Here is a 22,576-nt window from a genome sequence, read left to right as displayed (position 1 = left end):
ATGGCGCTGAAGAGAAGACAAAGGATATCGCCGGGATTCAGCATGTCGTCAATGACGGACCTGATATTCCTGCTGTTGATATTCTTTATGATTACTTCTACCATGGTTTCGCCAAATGCCATCAAGGTGTTGCTTCCGCAAGGGTCGCAACAGACATCGGCCAAACCTATGGCAAGAATTATCATTGACAAGAATTTGAACTATTATGGGGCTTTCGGAAATGAAGACGAGATGCCGCTGTTTATAGATGAGGTGACAGGATTTCTGCAGGATTGTGCAGCAAAGGAACCTGAAATGTATGTGGCGCTCTATGCTGACGAATCTGTTCCTTACAGGGAGATAGTGCGCATTCTGAATGTAGCAAACGAGAATCATTTTAAAATGGTGTTGGCCACAAGAAGGCCGGATAAAAAATGAAAAGAAGCAAACTGACAGGAATAATAGGAACGCTGGCCGTGCATGCGCTGGTCGTTGTGTTGCTTTTCCTGCTTCGTCTGGCTATGCCGGAAAAGCAGGAAGAAGGAGGTGTGCCTGTTATGATGGGGAATACCGATCTTGCACAGGGTAACGCTGATCCTTACACGATGACTGAGGTGGACGTGATGCCGCAGCCGCAGCCCGAGACACAGAGTGTGCCGGAACCGCAACCTGAAGTGAAACAGCCGATGATAACCCAGCAGGACGAACCGTCGCTGAAGGTGAAGGAAGAAAAACCTAAGGAAAAGAAAAAATCGGAAACTCAGGTTAAGGATAATCCAAAGAAGAATTCCGAAGTGAATGCTGAAGCTGTCAGGGAAAAGACCGAGGCTAAGAAACGTGCCGAAGCTGAAAAGGCTGCTGCCGAGGCTGCTGCAAACAAGATTGCGGGAGCTTTCGGAAAAGGAGCACAGATGGGAAGTAAAGGTACGGCTGCATCGGGCTCGGGAGTCCAGGGCAAGGCTGACGGTAACAGTACGACGGGCGGAATGGCCGGTATGGGAGGATATGGTACATTCGACCTGAACGGACGTAGTCTGGGACAGGGAGGACTGCCGGTGCCTGTGTATAATGTACAGGAAGAAGGACGTGTGGTGGTGACAATAGTGGTTAACCCGGCAGGGCATGTTATAAGTACAAGTATAAATAAGCGTACCAATACCGTGAATCCTGTATTGAGAAAAGCTGCAGAGGATGCTGCCAAGAAGGCTCGTTTTAATGCTGTAGACGGACCGGACAACCAGAGTGGAACTATAACGTATTACTTCAGACTGAGATAAACGACAACTGACAACTTAAACTAAAACAATATGAAACCAATGATTTTTTTGGCTGAAGGATTCGAGGAATCTGAAGCTTTATTGCCGCTGGATATTTTGCGTCGTGGTGGAGTTGATGCTATCACTGTATCTGTGTCATTAGACAAGGTAGTGAAAAGTTCGCATGGGGTTCAGATTGTAGCCGATGCTCTGATGAGTGAGATTTCTGCTGCTGATGTACAGATGATTATCTTGCCCGGAGGACTTCCAGGAGCTACAAATCTTGACACTTGTGCGGAGCTTGACAAGCTTATTATGGATTTTGCCGCAGTCGGCAAACCTATGGCTGCCATCTGTGCCGCTCCTATGGTATATGGCAAACGTGGTCTGCTAAAAGGTAAGAAAGCTACCTGCTATCCTGGTTTTGACAAATATCTGGAAGGAGCTGAATATACAGGAGCTTTGGTGGAATGTGTGGACAACTTCGTTCTTGGCAAAGGTCCGGCTGCAGCAGCTGAGTTCGGATTCGCTATCCTTGAAAAACTGGCAGGAAGCGAAAAGGCTGCAGAGGTGAGAAAGGGTATGCTCTACGCATGATGAAGCAGTATGTCATTATAGTGGCAGGAGGGAAAGGCTTGCGCATGGGAGGCGATCTGCCCAAGCAATTTATCCCTCTTGCCGGTAAACCTGTACTGATGCGTACGCTGGAGAATTTTTATTCTTTTTCTCCGGATATTGATATCATACTGGTGCTTCCGCACGATCATCAGGAGTATTGGCGCAGTTTGTGTCAAGAGTATAATTTTACCGTACCGCATCGTATTGTGGATGGGGGTGAGACCCGTTTCCATTCAGTTCGTAATGGTCTGGCTTTGGTGGACGATGACGATGCGGTTGTAGCTGTTCATGATGGTGTGCGTCCGTTCGTATCTCATGATGTAATTGCCCGCTGTTTCGATATGGCAGCAGGCGGAAAGGCCGTGGTACCTGTGACGGGTGTGGTGGAGACTGTACGATGTATGAAACAGGACGGTACGAGCGTAACCGTGCCACGCGGTGACTACAGGCTGGTGCAGACTCCCCAGGTATTTTCGGTGCGTATGCTTAAGGATGCATACTCGGCTGACTATAGGGAAGATTTTACGGATGATGCCTCCGTGGTGGAAGCTATGGGCGTAGGTGTGGAGCTGGCCGAGGGCAATAGGGAAAATATCAAAATCACCACTCCTTTCGATATGGTTGTGGCCGAAGCGTTGTGTCATGTTTCTGTCATCCCGCGACATTAAGTTTCTTCCCGGTGTGGGGCCGCACAGGGCGGAAATTCTGGAAAAGGAATTGGGTATCCGTTCCTTAAGGGATCTGTTGTATCATTTTCCATATAAATATGTGGACCGTAGCCGTATCTACAGGGTATCTGAGATAGACGGCACGATGCCTTACATCCAGCTCAAGGGGCAGATACTGAGTTTCGAAACCTTCGGAGAGGGACGGCAGCGCAGACTGGTGGCTCATTTTTCGGATGGTACGGGAGTTGCCGACCTGGTGTGGTTTCAGGGGATAAAGTTCGTCACCGGAAAGTATAAGTGCAGGGAGGATTATATCGTCTTCGGGAAGCCTACTGTCTTCGGTGGGCGTGTGAATATCGCTCATCCGGACATAGAGAGTGCCGATGGACTGACGCTTTCGGCTATGGGGCTGAGACCGTATTATAACACCACTGAGAAGATGAAGCGCATGAATATCTCGTCGGGCGCGATAGAGAAACTTGTGGCGACACTTTTCAGCGTCATAGGCGATGATGTGGTGGAGGAGACTCTCAGTCCGGGTATTGTGGCGGCTCATGGACTTATGCCTTTGATGGAGGCGCTGCGCAATGTGCATTTTCCGCGAAATCCGGAAGTGCTCAGACGGGCGCAATACAGACTCAAGTTTGAGGAACTGTTCTATATACAGCTTAACATCCTGCGATATTCGCGTGAGAGGAGGAACCGTTTCGGGGGAATCGTCTTTGGCAGGGTGGGCGAGAATTTCAATACTTTTTATTCCGAATATCTGCCCTTCAGCCTTACGGGGGCGCAGAAACGTGTGGTGCGCGAGATGCGTCGCGACATGGGTAGCGGGCGCCAGATGAACCGTCTGCTGCAGGGCGACGTGGGCAGCGGAAAGACGCTTGTGGCTCTGCTGGCCATGCTTATAGCTCTGGATAACGGATGCCAGGCGTGCATGATGGCGCCTACGGAGATTCTGGCATCGCAGCACTACGAGACACTGTGCCGTTTCCTGGACGGAATGAACGTCAGGGTGGAGCTGCTGACGGGGTCGGTGAAGGGCAAGAGGCGTGAGAACATACTGAGCGGCCTTACGGACGGCAGCGTGAATATTCTTGTGGGAACTCATGCGGTGATAGAGGATACTGTGGAATTTGCATCGCTCGGACTGGTGATCATAGACGAACAGCATCGTTTCGGGGTGGAGCAGAGGGCAAGGCTGTGGGCGAAAAACAGGATTCTGCCTCATGTGCTGGTTATGACTGCCACTCCTATCCCGCGTACGCTGGCGATGACGCTTTATGGTGATCTCGACGTGTCTGTAATCGACGAGTTGCCTCCGGGCAGGAAGCCTGTCACAACCGTCCACCGCTTCGACTCGACGAGGGCTTCGATGTACGAATTTGTACGCGGCCAGTTGCGCATGGGGCGTCAGGCTTATATCGTTTATCCGTTGATTCAGGAGAGCGAGAAGATGGATATTAAGAATCTGGAGGATGGATATGCCACGGTGTGCGAGGTGTTTCCCGAATATAAGGTCAGCCGTGTGCACGGCAAGATGAAACCTGCCGAGAAGGACGAGGAGATGCGCCGCTTCGCACAGTGTGAGACTCAGATTATGGTGGCCACTACGGTGATAGAGGTGGGAGTGAATGTCCCGAACGCTTCGGTGATGGTGATAGAGAATGCCGAACGTTTCGGCCTCTCGCAGCTGCATCAGCTCAGGGGAAGAGTGGGCAGAGGGGCGGACCAGTCGTACTGCATCCTGATGACGGGATACAAACTGTCGGAGGAAACACGCAAGCGGATTCAGATTATGGTGGATACGAACGACGGCTTCGAGATAGCCGAGGCGGACCTGAAGCTGCGCGGACCGGGCGACATAGAGGGTACGCAGCAGAGCGGGGTGGCTTTCGACCTGAAAATTGCGAATCTGGCACGCGACGGACAGCTGCTGCAGTATGTGCGCGAGGTGGCTGAGCATATCATCGACGACGATCCGCAGGTAGTGAAACCTGAGTATGCTGTGGTGTGGCGACATCTGGCGGAAATCAGGAAACATAGTGTAGACTGGTCGGCAATATCATAGGAAATAAGGTAGTTTGGGGCACAATGTAACATACAGCAAAGTTTTTGTTACATTGTGCCCCATGTATGTAACCTCCCGTAAATCCTTTGTATCATACGGACAAGCGTGGGCGTAAGGTTTTCGCTATCTTTGCCTTAAAACAAATTGTATCATGAACACACATAGTTTATATTCAGTTATTATCGCTCTGCTGGCTGCATGGACTGTTGCCGTGAACGGGGTTGCGGAGGTAAGGATGTCGCCTTTGGTATCGGACGGGATGGTGCTGCAGAGGGACCGCTCGCTGAACATCAGCGGATGGGCTGAGCCTGGCGAGAAAATCGAATTGAGTCTGGCGGGAAAGAAGTATAGTACGAGTGCCGGTGAGGACGGACGCTGGACGGTAAGGCTGGAACCGATGAAGGCGGGCGGACCGTACGTGATGACAGTGAACACCGTGGAAGTGAACGACGTGATGGTGGGCGACGTTTTTCTCTGCTCCGGACAGTCGAACATGGAACTCACCGTGGCGAGGGTTATGGATAAGTTCGCCTCCGAAGTGAACGGATATGAGAACACTGGTGTGAGGTATCTCAAGGTGCCGTATGCATGGCACTTCGATCATCCGGCAGACAGCATCCGCCGCGAACCGTGGAAAACCATGACGGAACGTAACGTGCAGGGATTCTCTGCATTGTGCTATTTCTTCGGCAGGCTGATGCAGGAGAAGACTGGAGTACCCGTGGGGATAGTGAACGCCAGTTGGGGCGGCACTCCGGTAGAGGCGTGGATCAGTGAGGCCGGACTGAAGGATTTTCCGGAATATATAAATCTGAAATCAATGTACGAGGATAAACAGCTGACGGACGAAATTACGCGTATGGAGCGTTTGCGCTCGGCGCAGTGGGGCAGGCAGCTCTACATGGTCGATCCGGGTGTCAGTGCCTCTACACCGTGGTATGCCGAAGAACTTGACGACAGCGACTGGCATACTGTGGATATGTTCTCCGGCGATTGGGCTCTGAGAAACGGACGTCCTGCTGCAGGTTCACACTGGCTCAGAAAGGATTTCGACGTACCGGCACAGATGGCGGGCGGCGAGGCTGTGTTGCGCCTGGGATGTATGGTCGACGCGGACTCGGTATACGTGAACGGACGCTTCGTGGGCAGTACGGGCTATCAGTATCCGCCGCGTATATATAAGGTGCCTCAGGGGCTGCTTCGTGAGGGGAAAAATCAGGTGACTATCCGTCTGGTAAGCTACGGCGGCAAGCCTTCTTTCGTCAGGGAAAAGCCTTACAAGATTATCTGCGGCGGAGGTGAGATTTCTCTGGAGGGAGAGTGGAAACATCGCACCGGAGCGCAGATGCCGGCATCGCCATCGTCCACATCGTTCCAGAACATTCCGACAGGACTTTATAACGGTATGATTTATCCGCTACGCGACTATACTTTCAAGGGTGTGGCATGGTATCAGGGCGAATCGAATGTGGAACGCTGGAATGAATATTCTGCTTTGCTTTGTGCGATGATGAAGGACTGGAGAAAGACTTTCGGCGATAATCTTCCTTTTTATATAATAGAGCTTGCGGATTTCCTTGCGCCTGACGATCCGGGCAGGAAAGCTTGGGCGGAGATGAGAAAGCAGCAGGCTGCGGCGGCTGAAACCGACGGAAACGCCACGCTGATAAAGAACAGCGATACGGGAGAATGGAACGATATCCATCCGCTGGACAAGAAAACACCGGCCGAAAGACTTGTGAAGGCGGTGCTCACCAAATGAGAATTACTATAACAATAACTAATAATCCTAATACCAAATGAATATTCTTAACCAGAAAGTGTCCATGGCCGAGAAGGTGGGCTATGGACTGGGAGACTGCTCGGCAAACCTGGTCTTCCAGATGATGATGATTTATCAGACTAAGTTTTATACCGATGTGTTCGGGCTGGAAGGTGCCATTGCCGGTACGGTGATGCTCGTGGCGCGTATAGTGGACGCGTTTGTCGACCCTACCGTGGGTATTATTTCGGACAGAACCAATACACGTTGGGGTAAATATCGCCCGTGGGTGCTCTGGACGGCTCTGCCTTTCATGGTGTTCTATGTGCTGGCGTTCTATAACCCGGGCATCGAGGATAAGGGGCTTGTGGCTCTGTATGCCACTATCTCGTACACTCTGCTCATGACCATGTACTCTTTCAACAACACTCCTTACTCTTCTCTGGGTGGAGTGATGTCGGCCGATATCAAGGAGCGTACCAGTATCACTTCAGTCAGGTTCGTGTTCTCAACCATAGCGCAGTTCGTGGTTCAGGGACTCACACTCCCTCTCGTCAGTAAGTTCTCCGACGGAGCGGACAAGGCGCACGGATGGTTCTGCACCATATCGCTGTTTGCGGCTGTGGGACTTGTGTTCCTGCTCGTGGTGTTCTTCTCAACCAAAGAGCGTATCACTCCTCCGGCAGGACAGAAGAATGATACTCGTCAGGACATCAAGGACGTGTTGAGCAGTGTGCCATGGAAGGCTATGTTTGTGCTCACTCTTTTCGTCTTTATCACTCTGGCCATGTGGGGAAGTGCCATGAACTATTATTTCGAGAATTATGTCGACCCTGTCGCTCTGTATGCTTTTCTTGACAATATCGGACTGGCTTCGGCAGAGGCATCCGACTCTTGGGGATATACTGTTCTTAATGCCTTCGGATTGATAGTCAGCTCGCCGGACAAGGCTTACGAGGTGGGCTTCGGTGTGTTCAATATGCTGGGGGCTCTGGTTCAGTTCTTCGGAGTGATTTTCCTCTCTGAATATCTGGCTGCAAAGTATGGCAAGAAGCGCACATTCATCGTTTGTCTGACTCTCACAGCTGTATTCACGGCTATGTTCTATTTCCCTGCCAGGGATAACATCGGGCTGATGTTTGCACTCAACTTCCTGAAGAGTCTGGCATATGCGCCTACAGTTCCTCTGCTTTGGGCTATGATAGCCGATGTGGCAGACCATTCGGAATACGTTCACTACCGTCGTGCCACAGGTTTTGTGTTTGCCGGTGTGGTATTCGCTCTCAAGGCCGGACTTGGAGTGGGTGGAGCTATTCTTGGCTTCCTGTTGTCAGGATTCGGATATGTGTCGGGAGCCGGTGTGACCCAGTCGGAATCGGCCGTAAATGGTATTGTCATCTCGTCAAGTATCATCCCGGCTGCTTGTTTCTTCGTAGGAGTGATAGCCCTGTTCTTCTATCCTATCAGCAAGGAATATAACGAGAAGATGCAGGCAGAACTCAAAATCAGAAGAAGCAGAAACGATTACTAACAACTGATTACTAACAACTAAAACCTAAATACAATGAATCTGAAAAACATTTTTGCCGCATCTGTTTGCTGTGCCATGATGGTTGCTTGTGCCGGAAACAATGCGACAGTTAAAGTAGAAAAAGGACTGAAAGATGCTGTTGGAGATAAATTCCTCATCGGAACAGCGCTTAATGTATGGCAGTCGGGAGGAATTGATACATCGGCAGTTAAGATAGTAAAGCGTCACTTCAATGCCATTGTTGCAGAAAACTGTATGAAGATGGAAGAAGTGCATCCTGCAGAAGGCGTGTACGATTTCAAGGAGGCTGATAAGTTTGTGAACTTCGGTATCGAGAACGGACTGACAGTGACAGGTCACTGTCTGATATGGCACTCGCAGTGTCCGGAATGGTTCTTCCTCGACGATAAGGGAAAGACTGTTTCGCCGGAGGTGCTGAAGCAGAGAATGAAAGAGCACATCACAACCGTGGTGACCAGATATAAAGGAAAAATCAAAGGATGGGACGTTGTTAACGAAGCTATTGTGGAAGATGGTTCATATCGCAAGAGCAAATTCTACGAGATTCTTGGCGAGGAGTTTATTCCATTGGCATTCCAGTATGCTCACGAGGCTGACCCGGATGTGGAACTTTATTATAACGATTACGGCATGAACGTTAAAGGCAGACGTGACGGAGTGGTGAAACTGGTTAACTCGCTTAAGGAACGTGGTCTGCGCATCGATGCAGTGGGTATGCAGGGACACATGGGTATGGACTATCCTGACATAAAGGAGTTTGAGGAAAGTATGCTTGCTTTCGCTGCAACCGGAGTGAAGGTCATTATTACCGAATGGGACATGAGCGCACTGCCTACAGCGCGTCAGAGTGCCAATATCTCGGATACAGTAGCGTTCAAGAAAGCTCTCAATCCTTATCCGGATGCATTGCCTGATTCTGTAAGCAAGGCATGGAATGACAGAATGATGCAGTTCTTCAATCTCTTTGAGAAACATGCCGATATCGTGACACGTGTCACAGCGTGGGGAGTGAGCGACGGAGATTCATGGAAAAACAATTTCCCTGTAAGAGGAAGAAAGGACTATGCGCTGCTGTTCGACCGCAACTATCAGCCAAAAGAGTTCGTGAAAGAACTTATTTCTGAATCAGACAATGAAAACAAATAATAAAATATAATTTTGAATATCCCATTATAACCAACTGATGTTCCGTGGTGAGAGTCTTCTCACTGCGGAATATAAAAACTGAATTATCATAAAAACACATTACCATAAAAACTTAATTATCATGAAAAAAGAAGAAAGATACCTTTTTCCTGTCGATTATATGGCAGACCCATCAGTACATGTGTTCAACGGCCGTCTGTATATCTACCCGTCGCACGACCGCGAATCAGGAATTCCTGAAAATGACAATGGCGACCATTTCGACATGAACGACTATCACGTCCTTTCTACTGACGATGTAATGCACGGCGAAGTGACCGACCACGGTGTTGCCCTGCGTGTAGCTGATATCCCTTGGGCAGGACGCCAGCTTTGGGATTGTGATGTGGCTTACAAGGATGGAAAGTATTACCTGTATTTCCCTCTTAAGGACCGCAATGACATTTTCCGTATGGGAGTGGCCATCAGCGACAAGCCTGAAGGCCCGTTCATTCCGCAGCCGGACCCTATCCGTGGAAGCTACAGTATCGACATGGCTGTATTCCGCGATGACGACGGAAGCCACTATATCTATTTCGGTGGAATTTGGGGCGGTCAGCTGCAGCGCTACCGTGACAATAAAGCCATTGAGAATCCTCACCTTCCTGCCGACGATAAACCTGCATTGCCTAGCCGTGTGGTGAAACTAGCCGATAATATGCTTGAATTTGCAGAAGAACCACGCCCTGTGATTATTCTTGGCGAGGATGGAAAACCTCTCACAGCCGGCGATCCTCACCGTTTCTTTGAAGCTTCGTGGATGCACAAATATAATGGCAAATACTATCTTTCTTATTCTACAGGCGATACTCATCTTCTCTGCTATGCAGTGGGCGATAATCCTTACGGGCCGTTTACATATCAGGGTGTAATCCTGACTCCTGTAGTGGGATGGACAACACATCATTCTATTGCCGAATATAAAGGCAAGTGGTATCTTTTCCATCATGACTGTATTCCTTCAAACGGAAAGACATGGCTTCGCAGCCTGAAAGTAGTGGAACTGGAATATGATGCTGACGGAAAGATTATCACTATCGAAGGAAGTGAAGATATAAGCAAGTTCGGACAGAGATACTGATTTATGATTGCTAAGGGCTCAGTTACAAGTTGACAAGACTTCCGTCCGGAGGGAATATCTTACCAACTGAAATAACTCTAACTTTCTTAATAGAATCACATGTTGAAACGAATATTATTAGTTTTATTTATATGCGCCACTGCGCTGTCGTCCCATGCCGAGGACGGCAGCCGTTTGTGGTTGCGTTACGACAAAGTGTCCGTCCGTCCACAAATAGACAGCAATGTGGATTCTCCTACTGTGCGTATTGCCACAGACGAGCTGTCATCGTTTTGGAATGGCGGAAAAGTATCGCTTCAGCTTATGGCGGATAGCAGTTATTATTTGCTTGGTAAGGACGGTTATACCATAACATCTGAGAACGGTGTCGTTACGCTGCGTTCACTCTCCGAGACAGGATTGCTTTATGCTGCATATCATCTGTTGCGCTTGCAGGCTTCCGGAGAAAATTGCTCTGCGCTCGACATCTGTGAGAAGCCGATGAACGATATTCGCATACTCAATCATTGGGATAATCCGGACGGAACGATAGAACGCGGATATGCCGGACGTTCACTTTGGAAATGGGATGAACTGCCGGCTACAGTTTCTCTGCGATATGCAGAATATGCCCGCGCCAATGCCTCTATAGGTATCAACGGTACGGTGCTGAACAATGTAAATGCATCGCCGGATGTTCTCTCTTCCGAAAATCTGGATAAGGTGAAAGTGCTGGCAGATATATTCCGCCCATACGGAATTAAGGTTTATCTGTCTGTAAATTTCGCCACACCGATGAAACTTGGCGGTTTGTCTACAGCCGACCCGTTGAACGCAGAAGTGGCAGAATGGTGGAAGCAGAAAGTGCAAGAGATATACTCTATGATACCGGATTTCGGCGGATTCCTGGTGAAAGCCAACTCCGAAGGACAGCCGGGTCCGTGCGATTACAACCGTACTCATGCCGAAGGAGCAAACATGCTGGCTTCTGCCTTGAAGCCTTACGGAGGAATAGTGATGTGGCGTGCTTTCGTATACAGCCCGAGCGATGCCGACCGTGCCAAGCAGGCATATCTCGAGTTCAAGCCTCTCGACGGTAAGTTCCTGGATAATGTCATTGTGCAGGTCAAGAACGGCCCGATAGATTTCCAGCCACGCGAACCGTACAGCCCGCTTTTCGGAGCCATGCCACACACACAGCTGATGGTAGAGTTTCAGGTCACTCAAGAGTATCTGGGACACTCCAATCATCTGGCTTATCTCGCTCCTATGTGGAAAGAGTTCTATCAGTACTTTTCGCCTGAGGAGATGCGTGCAGCTGCCGGAGTGACAAACATTGGCGATGACACCAACTGGTGCGGAAACGACCTGGCGCAGTCCAACTGGTACGCTTTCGGGCGTTTGGCATGGAATCCTATGCTGTCGTCCGAAGAAATAGCGGAAGAATGGCTTGCCCAGACATTTACCACAGACAGCCGTTTTGTCCGCCCTATGACGGAAGTGATGATGCAAAGCCGCGAGACTGTGGTAGACTATATGATGCCTCTCGGACTTCATCACATATTTGCCTGGGGACATCATTACGGACCGGAACCATGGTGCGAGATAGAAGGAGCGCGTCCCGACTGGCTCCCTTCGTATTATCATCGTGCCGATCGTGAAGGGCTCGGTTTTGACCGTACTACAGAAGGCAGTGACGCCGTCTCACAGTATCCTGACTCCCTGGCAGCTGTGTTCAACAGCATCGACAAATGCCCGGAAGAGTTTCTTCTGTGGTTCCATCATGTGCCATGGAAGCATGAGATGAAGTCCGGCCGTACCATGTGGGATGAGTTATGCGTCCGCTACCAGAGAGGAGTTGACTCCGCACGCAGTTTCTGCGACACGTGGTCAGCCATGCAGCCTTATGTCGACGCAGAGCGCCATGCAGCCGTATCCCACCGTTTCCGTATCCAGGTCTCGGATGCCGTGTGGTGGAAAGACGCCTGCCTGGAGTATTTCCGCACATTCTCGCGCATGAAATATCCCGAAGGAGTGGAGAAACCACGTTTCAGTCTTAAGAAACTGAAAAAGGTCAAGCTCCCGATAGACAACTACACATGCCCGTCGGCTGATATGCTTCCCGGATTTTAGCGTAAGTTTTGTTTAGGTTAGATTATACAGACTGTTGCATTCCACACGAAATGCAGCAGTCTTTTTTTTATCCCGACAATGGAAATACATCAATCATAGGACACTCCGGAGGACGGATAACGTGGAGCGCATAATGCTGTAACGCTGGAGAGCGTCCATGTTACGTACGGAATATTTTGTGTAACATAATCAGGACGTAATAACGATACAGTTTCCTAATTTTGTAAAAGCAGAAATCTTATTCATTAACCTAAAAACCACTATTATGAAACATCTTTATTGTCTGATGGCATTAATGCTCTCGTTGCCGGAGGTGCTTTCGTCGCAGTGTCCGATAATCCTGAAGGACCGTTTTTCCCCGACCGCAAACCGATAGAAGGCATACACGGGATAGACCCCTGCGTGCTTAATGACACTGATGGCAACTCATACATCTACTGGTCGGGAAGAGGGCTTTACGTAGCCAAGTTGAAAGACAACATGCGCGAGCTTTCCACATCGCCCGTTCAGATAGAAGGACTGCCCGAAGGATTTAAGGAAGGCCCCTTCGCATTCAGGCGCGGCGATAAGTATTACCTCACATTTCCGTGGGTGAGGAAGAATACCGAAACCCTGGCATACGCCATGTCCGACACGCCCACCGGTCCTTTCGAGTTTAAGGGAATAATCATGGACGAGTCGCCTACAGGCTGCTGGACCAACCATCATTCCATAGTGGAATACAAGGGACAGTGGTATCTGTTCTATCATCACAACGATTACTCTCCGCAGTTTGACAAGAACCGTTCCGCCCGTATTGATTCTCTTTCATTCAATCCCGACGGAACTATACGCAAGGTACAACCTACACTGCGAGGAGTGGGAATAACCGATGCCAGGATGAAAATCCAGATAGACCGTTACAGTAAATCCAGCCGTCGCGGGGTGAAGATACAGTTCCTTAACACAGAACAGAAGTTCGACGGATGGAAAGCCTGCCTCACATCCCGTGGAGCATGGCTAGAGTATAACAATGTGGATTTCGCCGCCGGAAATTATTCGCAGATAAAGCTTCGTGTGAAATCCGATAAAGGAGGAACCTTGCGCGTAGAGGCAGGCGGAAAAACACTGTCGGAAGTGGAGATACCTTTGTGCAAGGACTGGCAGGTACTGACTGCCCCGGTGTCTTCAGTTCCCGGCGGATTGAATGTCGTCAGAGTGACATTGGCAGGTGGCGGCGACGTTGAGATAGACTGGCTAGGCTTCGCCACTGACGCAAACAAATAAAACAATAAGTTTCATAAATCCCCAAATCAATAAAATCATGAAAACACCGGCAAAATTATTATTACTTTCGATTATGACCGCCGCAGCCATATCCTGCACAGGCGGCAAGCAGTTCACTCCTACAGGAAATGGATGGGAACAGAATGGGAGTACCGCGGCGAGCTGACCGGCATGGCAGAAAACAGTTTCACCATCCATCCGGGGATAGCAGAGTTCGGCGGCGAATGGTATCTGTTCTATCACAATGCCGTCCTCACCATCGACGGACACAAGGGAGCCATCGGGCGCCGTTCGGTATGTGTCGACAGGCTGTATTACAATCCTGACGGAACGATGAAGCCTGTGGTGCAGACAAAAGAGGGAATAAAGTAGCAGATTTAAGGAGGCAGACTTTCAGCCCGTACATGGCATAATAGAATAAAGGCATAATCGAAAAGAATAAAGGAATAAAAGAATTAAAGGAGGCAGAGCCACACATTCCGGCCCTGCCTCCTTTATATCTATTTTTATATGTCTTGCAGTCTCTTGTATTTATTTCTTTCCTGCAAGCTCCAGCAGCTTGTCTACAGCAGCATTCAGTCCGTCGGCATTCTTGCCACCCGCAGTAGCGAAGTGAGGCTGACCGCCGCCACCGCCCTGAATCAGTTTCGCAGCTTCGCGAACCATAGCTCCGGCGTTCATTCCCGCCTTCACAAGGTCTTCGCCAAGCATAACTGTAAGCATAGGCTTGCCTTCATACGCGCTACCAATGGCAACAAGCAGATTGCCGCCCATCTCGCCTTTCAGCTGGAATGCAATATTCTTCACAGTGTCGGCAGGCAAAGGCAGAACAGCGCTCACCACCTTCATGCCTTCCACTTCCTTGGCATTCTCTATCAGCTTAGCCTTCACGGTAGCTTCCTTTTCCTTCATGAATTCTTCAACCTGTTTCTTCAAGCCGGAGTTTTCCTCGATATATTTGTTGATTGCCACCTTCAGGTCAGGAGCATTGTTGAACAGAGCCTTAAGGTCTGTCAGAGTATCCTGGATAGTATCCAGCATTTCTTCCACCTTAGCGCCTGTCACAGCTTCGATACGGCGTACACCTGCAGCTACGGAGCTTTCAGAAATGATTTTCACCATACCAATCTTACCTGTAGCCGATACGTGAGTACCACCACAGAACTCTATAGACGAACCGAACTGAACCACGCGGACTTCGTCACCGTATTTTTCGCCGAACAATGCGATTGCACCAAGTTCCTTAGCCTTTTCGATAGGCAGATTGCGATACTCTGTCAGAGGAACATTCTCACGGATCTTGGCATTCACCAGATGCTCTACCTCGCGAATCTGTTCAGGAGTAACCTTCTGGAAGTGCGAGAAATCGAAACGCAACGAATCCGGAGTTACGAGCGAACCCTTCTGCTCTACATGCGTACCAAGCACACTGCGCAAAGCTTCGTCCAGCAGGTGAGTACAAGAGTGGTTGGCAGCACAAGCATTGCGTTTGTCCGTATCCACACAAGCCATCATCGGAGCCTTAGGATGTTCAGGCAATTTCTTTGTGATATGTATAGGAAGATTGTTTTCCTTCTTAGTGTCGATAATGTCGATAGTTTCGAACTCGCTTACCAATACACCGGTGTCGCCCACCTGACCACCACTTTCCGCATAGAAAGGAGTATCGCTCAGTACTATCTGATACAGAGTCTGATTCTTCTGCTTAATCTGACGGTAACGGAGTATGGATGTTTCATATTCAGTATAGTCATATCCAACGAATGTAGTTTCGCCTTCCTTCAATGTCACCCAGTCGCCTGTTTCCACAGCTGCCGCATTACGCGCACGCGCCTTCTGTTTTTCCATTTCAGTTTCGAAACCTTTCACGTCGGCTGTAAGTCCGTTTTCGCGGAGGATAAGTTCTGTAAGGTCGAATGGGAATCCGAATGTATCGTACAGAGTGAAAGCGTCTACACCGCTGATTTCAGTCTTTCCTGCAGCCTTGGTTTCGTTCATAGTCTTGTCGAGCAGGCGGATACCTGTTTCAAGAGTACGCAGGAATGATTCTTCCTCTTCCTTTATAACCTTCTCAATCAAGCTCTGCTGAGCTTTCAGTTCAGGATAAGCCCCACCCATGTTTTCCACCAGTACAGGAACCAGACGATACATGAATGCCTGTTTCTGTCCGAGGAACGTATAAGCGTAGCGCACAGCACGACGCAGGATACGGCGGATCACGTAACCCGCCTTTGCGTTCGATGGCAACTGTCCGTCAGTGATAGAGAAAGAGATAGTACGTATATGGTCTGCGATAACACGCATAGCTACGTCAGTCTTTTCGTCAGTTCCGTATGTAACGCCTGCCAGGTCGCCTATCACCTTGATGATTGGTTGGAAAACGTCAGTATCATAGTTAGAACGTTTTCCCTGCATAGCCATACACAGACGTTCGAATCCCATACCGGTGTCGATAACCTTTGCAGGAAGAGATTCCAGGCTGCCGTCAGCCTTACGGTTATACTGCATGAACACCAGGTTCCAGATTTCTATCACCTGCGGATGGTCGTGGTTCACAAGCTCACGTCCCGGTATAGCCGCACGTTCTTCTTCAGGACGAAGGTCGATATGGATTTCCGAGCAAGGTCCGCAAGGTCCTGTATCTCCCATTTCCCAGAAGTTGTCATGCTTGTTACCGTTTATGATATGATCTTCCTGCATATACTGCGCCCAATAGCCTGCAGCCTCATTGTCGCGTTCCAGTCCTTCTTCAGGGCTTCCTTCGAACACTGTGGCATAAAGGTTTTTAGGATCGATTTTGAGTACATCTACCAGGAATTCCCATGCCCATTCTATAGCCTCTTTCTTGAAATAATCGCCGAAAGACCAGTTACCGAGCATTTCGAACATTGTGTGATGATAAGTGTCGTGTCCCACCTCTTCAAGGTCATTGTGCTTTCCGCTTACACGCAGGCACTTCTGTGAGTCAGTGACACGTTTATATTTTGCGGGATGATTTCCCAGGATAATATCCTTAAACTGGTTCATACCTGCATTGGTGAACATCAGCGTAGGGTCATCTTTAATCACCATTGGTGCCGAAGGCACAATCTGATGCCCTTTTGACTCGAAGAACTTTACGAACGAGTCGCGGATTTCATTTGCTGTCAACATATTTATATACTATGATGGTTAATATTCTGAAAATTGATTTGCAAAGATAACTTGTTTTATTATTTTTGTCGTTAAAATAGGTGCAAAATATTGATATATTGTGTCTTATTTTTTCATAAAACAGCTAAGAATGCGCAAAGTTTACTATATATATAATCCGAAGACACGTACATACGATCGTATTTATCCCACATTGCGCCAGAGGATAATGAGTTATCTGCGGCGTTTGTTTGTAGGTATGGGATTGGGGGCAGGAAGCTTCCTCGTATTGTTAATCATATTCGGTTCTCCTTCCGAAAAAGGTCTTCGTACCGAGAATTCACAGCTTCAAGCCCAGTATCATATCTTGTCGTCCAGACTCGATGAGGCTCTGAACGTGATGAAACAGATACAGCAGCGAGATGACAATTTATATAGAGTTATAATGCAGGCCGACCCCGTAAACGACAGATTGAGACTGGCCAGTTATGGCAATACCAACCGTTATGGCGAACTTATGGACATGGCAAATTCACGACTTGTGGTCAATACATCAAAGAAGATGGACCTTCTGGCAAGACAGCTGTACATACAGTCCGAATCGTTTGATGAAGTAGTTGAAATGTGCAAACAGCACGATGAAATGCTTGAATGTATCCCTGCCATCCAGCCGGTTGCAAATAAGGACTTGAAGAAAACGGCTTCAGGATATGGAACAAGAATAGACCCTATCTACAAGACTGTGAAGTTTCATGAGGGAATGGACTTTTCTGCCAATGTTGGTACTCCTGTTTATGTTACTGGTAACGGAAAGGTTGTCAAAGCCGGATGGGAAGGACTTTATGGCAATTGTATAAATGTGGACCATGGTTTTGGGTATGTGACGAAATATGCACATCTAAGCAAAATAAAGGTCAGGGTAGGTCAGAATGTAGTAAGGGGTGAGGTTATCGGTGAAGTTGGAAGTACGGGAAAGAGTACCGGACCGCATCTGCACTATGAAGTTCATGTGAAAGGCAAGGTGGTAAATCCTGTGAACTATTATTTCATGGATTTGAATGCCGAAGACTATGACAAGATGGTGGAAATAGCCTCCAATCATGGTAAGGTTTACGATTGATTAAAAAAAACTTGGCAATATGGCTTTACGTAAAGATAAAGAACTGAAGATATATTATTCGATAAGTGAGGTCGCACAGATGTTTGGTGTGAATGAATCTTCACTGAGATATTGGGAAAAGGAATTCCCTTTTATTGCTCCTAGGAAAACCGTTGGCAATGTGCGCCAGTACAGGAAAGAGGATATAGACAATGTAAGGCTGGTGTATCATCTTGTTAAGGAGAAAGGTTTGACGATTGCCGGTGCCAGACAGAGACTAAAGCAGGAAAAGGACCTTGAAGCCACAAACGTAGATATTATAGAGCGTCTGAAAGAAATAAAAGAAGAGCTCCTCAGTATTCGTAAGGAGCTCGATTATATGACTTAATCATTAATGTCATCTTCAAAGTTTTCAATTCTTGTCACACGTTTGATATTCTCTATTTTCTTAAGATTATTGCATATCGTGTTGACATCATCCACATCGTGTACATACAGCTGAATTCTTCCTTCAAATATACCATCGTTTGATTCTATGTGAAGCTTGTGTATATTTACGTTAAGCTGTTGTGAGATGATTTCCGTCACCTTGTTAAGAATACCTATTCCGTCAATACCTTTTACAAGAACATTAACCGGGAAATATAGTGCCTTGCCTGTTTCCCACTGTACGGCCAGTAGTCTGTTTCCGAAGCTTGACTTCAGCTGGGCTGCTATAGGACAGTGAAGTTTGTGGATTATGACTCTGTTATTATCATCAATATATCCCAGTACATCATCGCCCGGTATTGGCTTACAGCAATCCGCTATTATGAAATTCTTCTGTATAGCGTCAGGAGTAAGCTTGACAATCTTTTTCTTGTCTATATTGATAGCTGGAGCCTCTTCCTTAGGCTGATTTTGGTTTTTGTTTTTATTGCCTCCAACAAATGGGAACGGTATAAACTTCTTCCATCCGTTGCTGGTGCTCTTTTCCTTGAATTCCTCAATGTCGCTGTTGCCGAGCTTAATAACTTTCTGTCCTATTTGCAACATAAGCTCGTCAGGCGATTTTAGCTTGTGCAGGTTGCAAAGTTTTGATATGTTCTCTTCGTTCATCTCAATTTTTGCATTCTTGAGGAACTCTGCAAGCATATCTTCGCCAAGCTGTTGTGTCTCTTTACGCTCTCTTCTTAATATAGCCTGTATTTTAGCCTTAGCTTTTGCTGTAGTAGCGAAGTTAACCCAGTCTGGCTGTACTTTCTGCGATTTAGAGGTCAGAATTTCCACCTGGTCTCCACTTTGCAGCTTGTGGCTTAGTGGAACCAGTTTATGGTTTACTTTGGCGCCTATACAGTGGCTGCCAAGGAAAGTATGTATTGAGAAAGCGAAGTCCAGGGCCGTGCAGTTTTGTGGCATGGTCTTTATTTCGCCTTTCGGAGTAAATACAAATATTTCTGATGCAAAAAGATTAAGTTTGATTGTGTCAAGAAAATCAAGGGCATCCGGCTGTGGGTCGTCCAGTATTTCCTTGATGGTATGCAGCCATTTGCCAAGTTCACCTTCGTCCTCGCTTATTCCGCCTTCCTTGTATTTCCAGTGAGCAGCAAATCCCTGTTCGGCTATTTCGTTCATTCTTTCGCTTCTTATCTGGACCTCGATCCATCTTCCCTTATTACTCATCAGAGTAACATGAAGAGCCTGGTATCCGTTGGCTTTCGGATGGCTTACCCAGTCTCTGAGTCTGTCAGGATGAGGCTTGTAAATGCTTGAGATAGAGACGTAAATATTGAAACAGTCTATAGCCTCTTTATCAGGACTTTCGGGTTCGAATATAATTCTTACAGCCAGGATATCATATATTTCTTCGAATGTGATATGCTTGGTCTGCATTTTATTCCATATGGAATAAGGTGATTTTACTCTTGCCTGAATTCTGTATTTCAGTCCCATGTTGTTGAGCTGTTCTACTATAGGTGCTGTGAATTCAGCGAACAAGGTATCGCGTTCTGCTTGGGTAGCCTCAAGCTTCTTTTGGATTTGATTGTATGCTTCGGGGTGTTCGTACTTGAAACTCAAGTCTTCCAGCTCGGTCTTGATTTTGTTAAGCCCAAGTCTGTTTGCCAATGGAGCGTATATATATAATGTCTCTCCTGCAATCTTGTACTGTTTGCTAGGAAGCATTGATCCTAACGTACGCATGTTATGCAGTCTGTCCGAAATTTTTATCAGAATAACTCTGATATCATCGTTCATTGTCAGAAGAAGTTTCTTGAAGTTTTCTGCCTGTGCAGATGCCCTGTCGCCGAAAATTCCTCCGGAGATTTTTGTCAGCCCGTCAACGATGAGGGCAATTCTTTCCCCGAACAGGTTTTGTATGTCTTCCACTGTATAATCTGTGTCTTCCACAACATCATGCAGCAAGGCGGCACATATAGATGTCGAGCCTAAACCTATTTCGCAACATGCTATTCTTGCTACAGCTATAGGATGTAATATGTATGGTTCGCCGGAACGCCTTCTCACACCTTTGTGTGCCTGCTTGGCGAAGTTGAAAGCTTTGGTAATGATTTCTACTTTTTTGCGGTGTCTGCTTTCCAGATATCTGGCAAGAAGTTCTTCAAAAGCTTCATTTATTATTTTCTCATCAGCTTGTTCTTGGTTAAGTTTTTCATCCGTCATATACGTATTCCTCCAAAAATAACATGAGTGCAAAAATATAAAATAATTAAAAAAAAGCAAGTATTTCTGTTCTAATTAATTGAAATACTTGCTTTTTTAGTATAATTATCTGATTCTGATAGTTTTTCCGGCTCTGATATTGCTTCCTTTTATGCCGTTGAGTCTTCTTATCTGGTTTATGCTTACTCCATATTTTGCAGCTATACCTCCAAGTGTTTCGCCGTTTTTGATTTTGTGATATACTTCTGCTGTTTTAGGTGTAGTGACTTTTACGGTTGACCTTCTGTTCTGATATACTTGTGGCTTATAGTTGTATATACTGTCTTCATGTTCAAGGAAACAGCTTACCATATTGTTAGGCAGTCGCAGTGCATATGTTTTCTGATTTCCCGGAATTATATCTTTTCTGAATTCAGGGTTTAGGGCTCTGAGCTGCTCGATGTCTATTTTGCATACATCTGCTATTTGGTTAAAGTTCAGATTTCTGTTTATGTGTATTGTATCTGTTCCCTCAGGCATTTGCATTGCCATAGGTCTGATGTTATGCTCGCAGTAATATGTCATTATATAATTGGCAGCCACGAATGCAGGAACATATCCTCTGGTTTCCTTAGGCAGGAAATTGTAAATAGACCAGAAGTCTGTAGCTCCACCTGCACGTCGTATAGCCTTGTTTATATTTCCCGGACCGCAGTTATATGCCGCAAGTACCAGATTCCAGTCATGGTAGATGTCATACAGGTCTTTCAGATACCTTGCAGCCGCGTATGTTGATTTGATAGGGTCTCTTCTTTCGTCAATCAGCGAATTAACCTCCAGTCCGTAGATTTTTCCTGTTCTCAGCATGAACTGCCAAAGTCCTGTTGCTCCTTGTCTCGATACTGCATTCGGATTAAGTGCCGATTCTATTACTGGCAGGTATTTAAGTTCGAGAGGAAGGTTGTATGCCTCAAGTGCCTCTTCAAATATTGGCATATACAGATTGTTTGCGCTAAGCATGAATGCTACGGTTTCACGGAGTCTTGTCGTGTATTGGTCAATGAATTTTTTTATGATATCATTGTACGGCATTTCTATAATTGCTGGAATACGCTGCAGCCTGTCTATGTAGATAGAATCACTTATTAATGGATTTGTGTTTCCGGATTCACAATTTATAGGCGTGATGTAGTTCTTTGATATCCAGTCCAGATATAAACTATCTGTTGTAGACAACATACCTTGCGGGAGTTCTATTTCCTCACTCACTCCCTGATCGTTTTTAACAGTTATTGTTTCTACCTTTTCCTGCGCGTATAAAGTTGAAAATCCTAATGATAGAAGGCAAATTAAAATTTTTCTCATAATCTAAAATTTAATATTACACTGCAGTCCCACACCTTGCGGACGGTTGCGTAATACGTCGTTAAATAATGTAGGCTCGAGCTTGAGACTCAAGTCTTTTGATATATCGAAGTCGGACAACTCGGCATCTACATATGCATCTATTACTGATAGCAGATAAACTCCTATGAATGCAAATATACTAAGGTCTCTCTGACGACGATATATATCTTTAGCGTTTTTAAATGTATTTTGATAATATTCTTTATTGCTTTCAATATCTACATACGAAGGTATGAAATCTTTGTAGCTGTCGTTGTTTGGATTGTCGCTCATGATATCCTGATATGCCTGCGAATAGTCGTTATACATTTTAGTGTTCCAGGTCAGAGCATATGCACAACCTACAAATCCTCCATATATTATAGGGAGCTTCCAGTATTTCCTGTTATATATCTGTCCGGCACCGGGAAGTACCATTGCCATCCAAAGTGATTTGTTAGAATCTGGTATCCATCGTTTGGATGCTTTTATAGGTGTATTTAATACAGAATCGCTTTTTGATGACAATAAAGCAGTGTCAACAGGAGCTTCAAGTTCTCTGGCTTTCTTGAAGTCCTTATCTATATCGGCAATGATGATACTGTCTTTTTTTATCTTATTGTCGATACTGTCGTTGATTGTAGCTATGGTGTGTAATACTATCATTCCGGACACACCCGTAGCATGTATCTTGTTTGTCAACAGCGACAACACAAAGATACATAATATACTTTGGTATATTTTGAATTTAGTTTTCAAAACTATTTTC

General features: G+C 46.8%; 18 protein-coding genes and 1 pseudogene. 15 read left to right on the top strand and 4 right to left on the bottom strand.

The genetic code is table 11. From position 1 onward, the window contains the following. The 13 genes and pseudogenes from I6E24_RS00675 to I6E24_RS00620 form a co-directional block, all read left to right on the top strand. Positions 1 to 417, top strand: a complete 417-nt coding sequence (locus I6E24_RS00675) for an ExbD/TolR family protein (RefSeq protein WP_235325421.1) — start codon at positions 1 to 3, stop codon at positions 415 to 417. After that, positions 414 to 1,256 (top strand): TonB family protein, encoded by an 843-nt coding sequence (locus I6E24_RS00670; protein ID WP_235325419.1) that lies wholly within the window; start codon positions 414 to 416, stop codon positions 1,254 to 1,256. The genes I6E24_RS00675 and I6E24_RS00670 overlap by 4 nt, the downstream gene beginning before the upstream one ends. Positions 1,257 to 1,286: 30 nt before the next feature. Continuing rightward, positions 1,287 to 1,832: a DJ-1 family glyoxalase III gene (locus I6E24_RS00665; protein WP_235325417.1), complete on the top strand. Its 546-nt coding sequence runs from the start codon at positions 1,287 to 1,289 to the stop codon at positions 1,830 to 1,832. Beyond that, entirely contained in the window at positions 1,832 to 2,521 is a 690-nt protein-coding gene (locus tag I6E24_RS00660) for a 2-C-methyl-D-erythritol 4-phosphate cytidylyltransferase (protein WP_235325483.1), read from the top strand. The genes I6E24_RS00665 and I6E24_RS00660 overlap by 1 nt, the downstream gene beginning before the upstream one ends. Continuing rightward, positions 2,496 to 4,592: an ATP-dependent DNA helicase RecG gene (gene recG / locus I6E24_RS00655; RefSeq protein ID WP_235325415.1), complete on the top strand. Its 2,097-nt coding sequence runs from the start codon at positions 2,496 to 2,498 to the stop codon at positions 4,590 to 4,592. Before I6E24_RS00660 ends, recG begins: the two co-directional genes overlap by 26 nt. Positions 4,593 to 4,743: 151 nt before the next feature. Beyond that, the gene (locus tag I6E24_RS00650) at positions 4,744 to 6,354 is read left to right on the top strand and encodes a sialate O-acetylesterase (protein WP_235325413.1); all 1,611 of its coding nucleotides are present in this window, start codon (positions 4,744 to 4,746) and stop codon (positions 6,352 to 6,354) included. 37 nt (positions 6,355 to 6,391) lie between these two features. Beyond that, on the top strand, positions 6,392 to 7,885 hold the full coding sequence (locus tag I6E24_RS00645; protein ID WP_235325411.1) for an MFS transporter: 1,494 nt from the start codon (positions 6,392 to 6,394) through the stop codon (positions 7,883 to 7,885). A gap of 33 nt (positions 7,886 to 7,918) precedes the next feature. Further along, on the top strand, positions 7,919 to 9,052 hold the full coding sequence (locus I6E24_RS00640; RefSeq protein ID WP_235325409.1) for an endo-1,4-beta-xylanase: 1,134 nt from the start codon (positions 7,919 to 7,921) through the stop codon (positions 9,050 to 9,052). Between the two features lie 121 nt (positions 9,053 to 9,173). After that, the gene (locus tag I6E24_RS00635; protein ID WP_235325407.1) at positions 9,174 to 10,172 is read left to right on the top strand and encodes a glycoside hydrolase family 43 protein; all 999 of its coding nucleotides are present in this window, start codon (positions 9,174 to 9,176) and stop codon (positions 10,170 to 10,172) included. 99 nt (positions 10,173 to 10,271) lie between these two features. Further along, a complete protein-coding gene (locus tag I6E24_RS00630; RefSeq protein WP_235325405.1) occupies positions 10,272 to 12,284 on the top strand; it encodes an alpha-glucuronidase in 2,013 nt (670 codons plus the stop codon). Between the two features lie 279 nt (positions 12,285 to 12,563). After that, the gene (locus I6E24_RS00625) at positions 12,564 to 13,550 is read left to right on the top strand and encodes a family 43 glycosylhydrolase (RefSeq protein WP_235325403.1); all 987 of its coding nucleotides are present in this window, start codon (positions 12,564 to 12,566) and stop codon (positions 13,548 to 13,550) included. A 37-nt stretch (positions 13,551 to 13,587) separates the two neighbouring features. Beyond that, positions 13,588 to 13,716, top strand: coding sequence for a hypothetical protein (locus I6E24_RS17180; RefSeq protein WP_262911867.1), 129 nt, complete (start codon positions 13,588 to 13,590; stop codon positions 13,714 to 13,716). Next, positions 13,695 to 13,922: pseudogene (locus I6E24_RS00620) on the top strand (glycoside hydrolase); the annotation flags it as partial. The gene I6E24_RS17180 and the pseudogene I6E24_RS00620, both read left to right, overlap by 22 nt. A gap of 159 nt (positions 13,923 to 14,081) precedes the next feature. On the opposite strand, the gene alaS reads toward I6E24_RS00620, so the two are convergent. Further along, complete coding sequence (gene alaS / locus I6E24_RS00615) at positions 14,082 to 16,703, bottom strand: alanine--tRNA ligase (RefSeq protein WP_235325401.1); 2,622 nt, start codon at positions 16,701 to 16,703, stop codon at positions 14,082 to 14,084. 130 nt (positions 16,704 to 16,833) lie between these two features. Here alaS and I6E24_RS00610 point away from each other — a divergent pair, with 130 nt between their 5' ends. Together I6E24_RS00610 and I6E24_RS00605 are read left to right on the top strand one after the other, a co-directional pair. Then, positions 16,834 to 17,802: a M23 family metallopeptidase gene (locus I6E24_RS00610; protein ID WP_235325399.1), complete on the top strand. Its 969-nt coding sequence runs from the start codon at positions 16,834 to 16,836 to the stop codon at positions 17,800 to 17,802. A gap of 19 nt (positions 17,803 to 17,821) precedes the next feature. Further along, positions 17,822 to 18,169 carry a MerR family transcriptional regulator gene (locus tag I6E24_RS00605; RefSeq protein WP_235325397.1) on the top strand — a complete coding sequence of 116 codons (348 nt, stop codon included), beginning with the start codon at positions 17,822 to 17,824 and terminating at the stop codon, positions 18,167 to 18,169. Here the strand turns inward: I6E24_RS00605 and I6E24_RS00600 are convergent. The 3 genes from I6E24_RS00600 to I6E24_RS00590 all read right to left on the bottom strand — a co-directional run bounded on the left by I6E24_RS00600 (position 18,166) and on the right by I6E24_RS00590 (position 22,566). Continuing rightward, positions 18,166 to 20,442, bottom strand: a complete 2,277-nt coding sequence (locus tag I6E24_RS00600) for a RelA/SpoT family protein (RefSeq protein WP_235325395.1) — start codon at positions 20,440 to 20,442, stop codon at positions 18,166 to 18,168. The two genes, I6E24_RS00605 and I6E24_RS00600, sit on opposite strands and share 4 nt — an antisense overlap. Positions 20,443 to 20,547: 105 nt before the next feature. After that, positions 20,548 to 21,786 carry a lytic transglycosylase domain-containing protein gene (locus I6E24_RS00595; protein WP_235325393.1) on the bottom strand — a complete coding sequence of 413 codons (1,239 nt, stop codon included), beginning with the start codon at positions 21,784 to 21,786 and terminating at the stop codon, positions 20,548 to 20,550. Between the two features lie 3 nt (positions 21,787 to 21,789). Beyond that, on the bottom strand, positions 21,790 to 22,566 hold the full coding sequence (locus tag I6E24_RS00590; RefSeq protein WP_235325391.1) for a DUF5683 domain-containing protein: 777 nt from the start codon (positions 22,564 to 22,566) through the stop codon (positions 21,790 to 21,792). Positions 22,567 to 22,576 lie beyond the last annotated feature (10 nt).

The organism is Bacteroides caecigallinarum, assembly GCF_021530995.1.
Classification (GTDB): Bacteria; Bacteroidota; Bacteroidia; order Bacteroidales; family Bacteroidaceae; genus Phocaeicola; species Phocaeicola faecigallinarum.
The sequence above is the reverse complement of the archived record's forward strand: the minus strand, read 5'-3'. Positions and strand labels throughout refer to the sequence as shown.

Coding starts and splice junctions, on each gene's coding strand:
- I6E24_RS00600 (WP_235325395.1), bottom strand. CDS start 20,442: ATGACGGATGAAAAACTTAACCAAGAACAAGCTGATGAGAAAATAATA.
- recG (WP_235325415.1), top strand. CDS start 2,496: ATGTTTCTGTCATCCCGCGACATTAAGTTTCTTCCCGGTGTGGGGCCG.
- I6E24_RS00605 (WP_235325397.1), top strand. CDS start 17,822: ATGGCTTTACGTAAAGATAAAGAACTGAAGATATATTATTCGATAAGT.
- I6E24_RS00665 (WP_235325417.1), top strand. CDS start 1,287: ATGAAACCAATGATTTTTTTGGCTGAAGGATTCGAGGAATCTGAAGCT.
- I6E24_RS00630 (WP_235325405.1), top strand. CDS start 10,272: ATGTTGAAACGAATATTATTAGTTTTATTTATATGCGCCACTGCGCTG.
- I6E24_RS00645 (WP_235325411.1), top strand. CDS start 6,392: ATGAATATTCTTAACCAGAAAGTGTCCATGGCCGAGAAGGTGGGCTAT.
- I6E24_RS00595 (WP_235325393.1), bottom strand. CDS start 21,786: ATGAGAAAAATTTTAATTTGCCTTCTATCATTAGGATTTTCAACTTTA.
- I6E24_RS00635 (WP_235325407.1), top strand. CDS start 9,174: ATGAAAAAAGAAGAAAGATACCTTTTTCCTGTCGATTATATGGCAGAC.
- I6E24_RS00670 (WP_235325419.1), top strand. CDS start 414: ATGAAAAGAAGCAAACTGACAGGAATAATAGGAACGCTGGCCGTGCAT.
- I6E24_RS00650 (WP_235325413.1), top strand. CDS start 4,744: ATGAACACACATAGTTTATATTCAGTTATTATCGCTCTGCTGGCTGCA.
- I6E24_RS00640 (WP_235325409.1), top strand. CDS start 7,919: ATGAATCTGAAAAACATTTTTGCCGCATCTGTTTGCTGTGCCATGATG.
- I6E24_RS00675 (WP_235325421.1), top strand. CDS start 1: ATGGCGCTGAAGAGAAGACAAAGGATATCGCCGGGATTCAGCATGTCG.
- I6E24_RS00610 (WP_235325399.1), top strand. CDS start 16,834: ATGCGCAAAGTTTACTATATATATAATCCGAAGACACGTACATACGAT.
- alaS (WP_235325401.1), bottom strand. CDS start 16,703: ATGTTGACAGCAAATGAAATCCGCGACTCGTTCGTAAAGTTCTTCGAG.
- I6E24_RS17180 (WP_262911867.1), top strand. CDS start 13,588: ATGAAAACACCGGCAAAATTATTATTACTTTCGATTATGACCGCCGCA.
- I6E24_RS00660 (WP_235325483.1), top strand. CDS start 1,832: ATGAAGCAGTATGTCATTATAGTGGCAGGAGGGAAAGGCTTGCGCATG.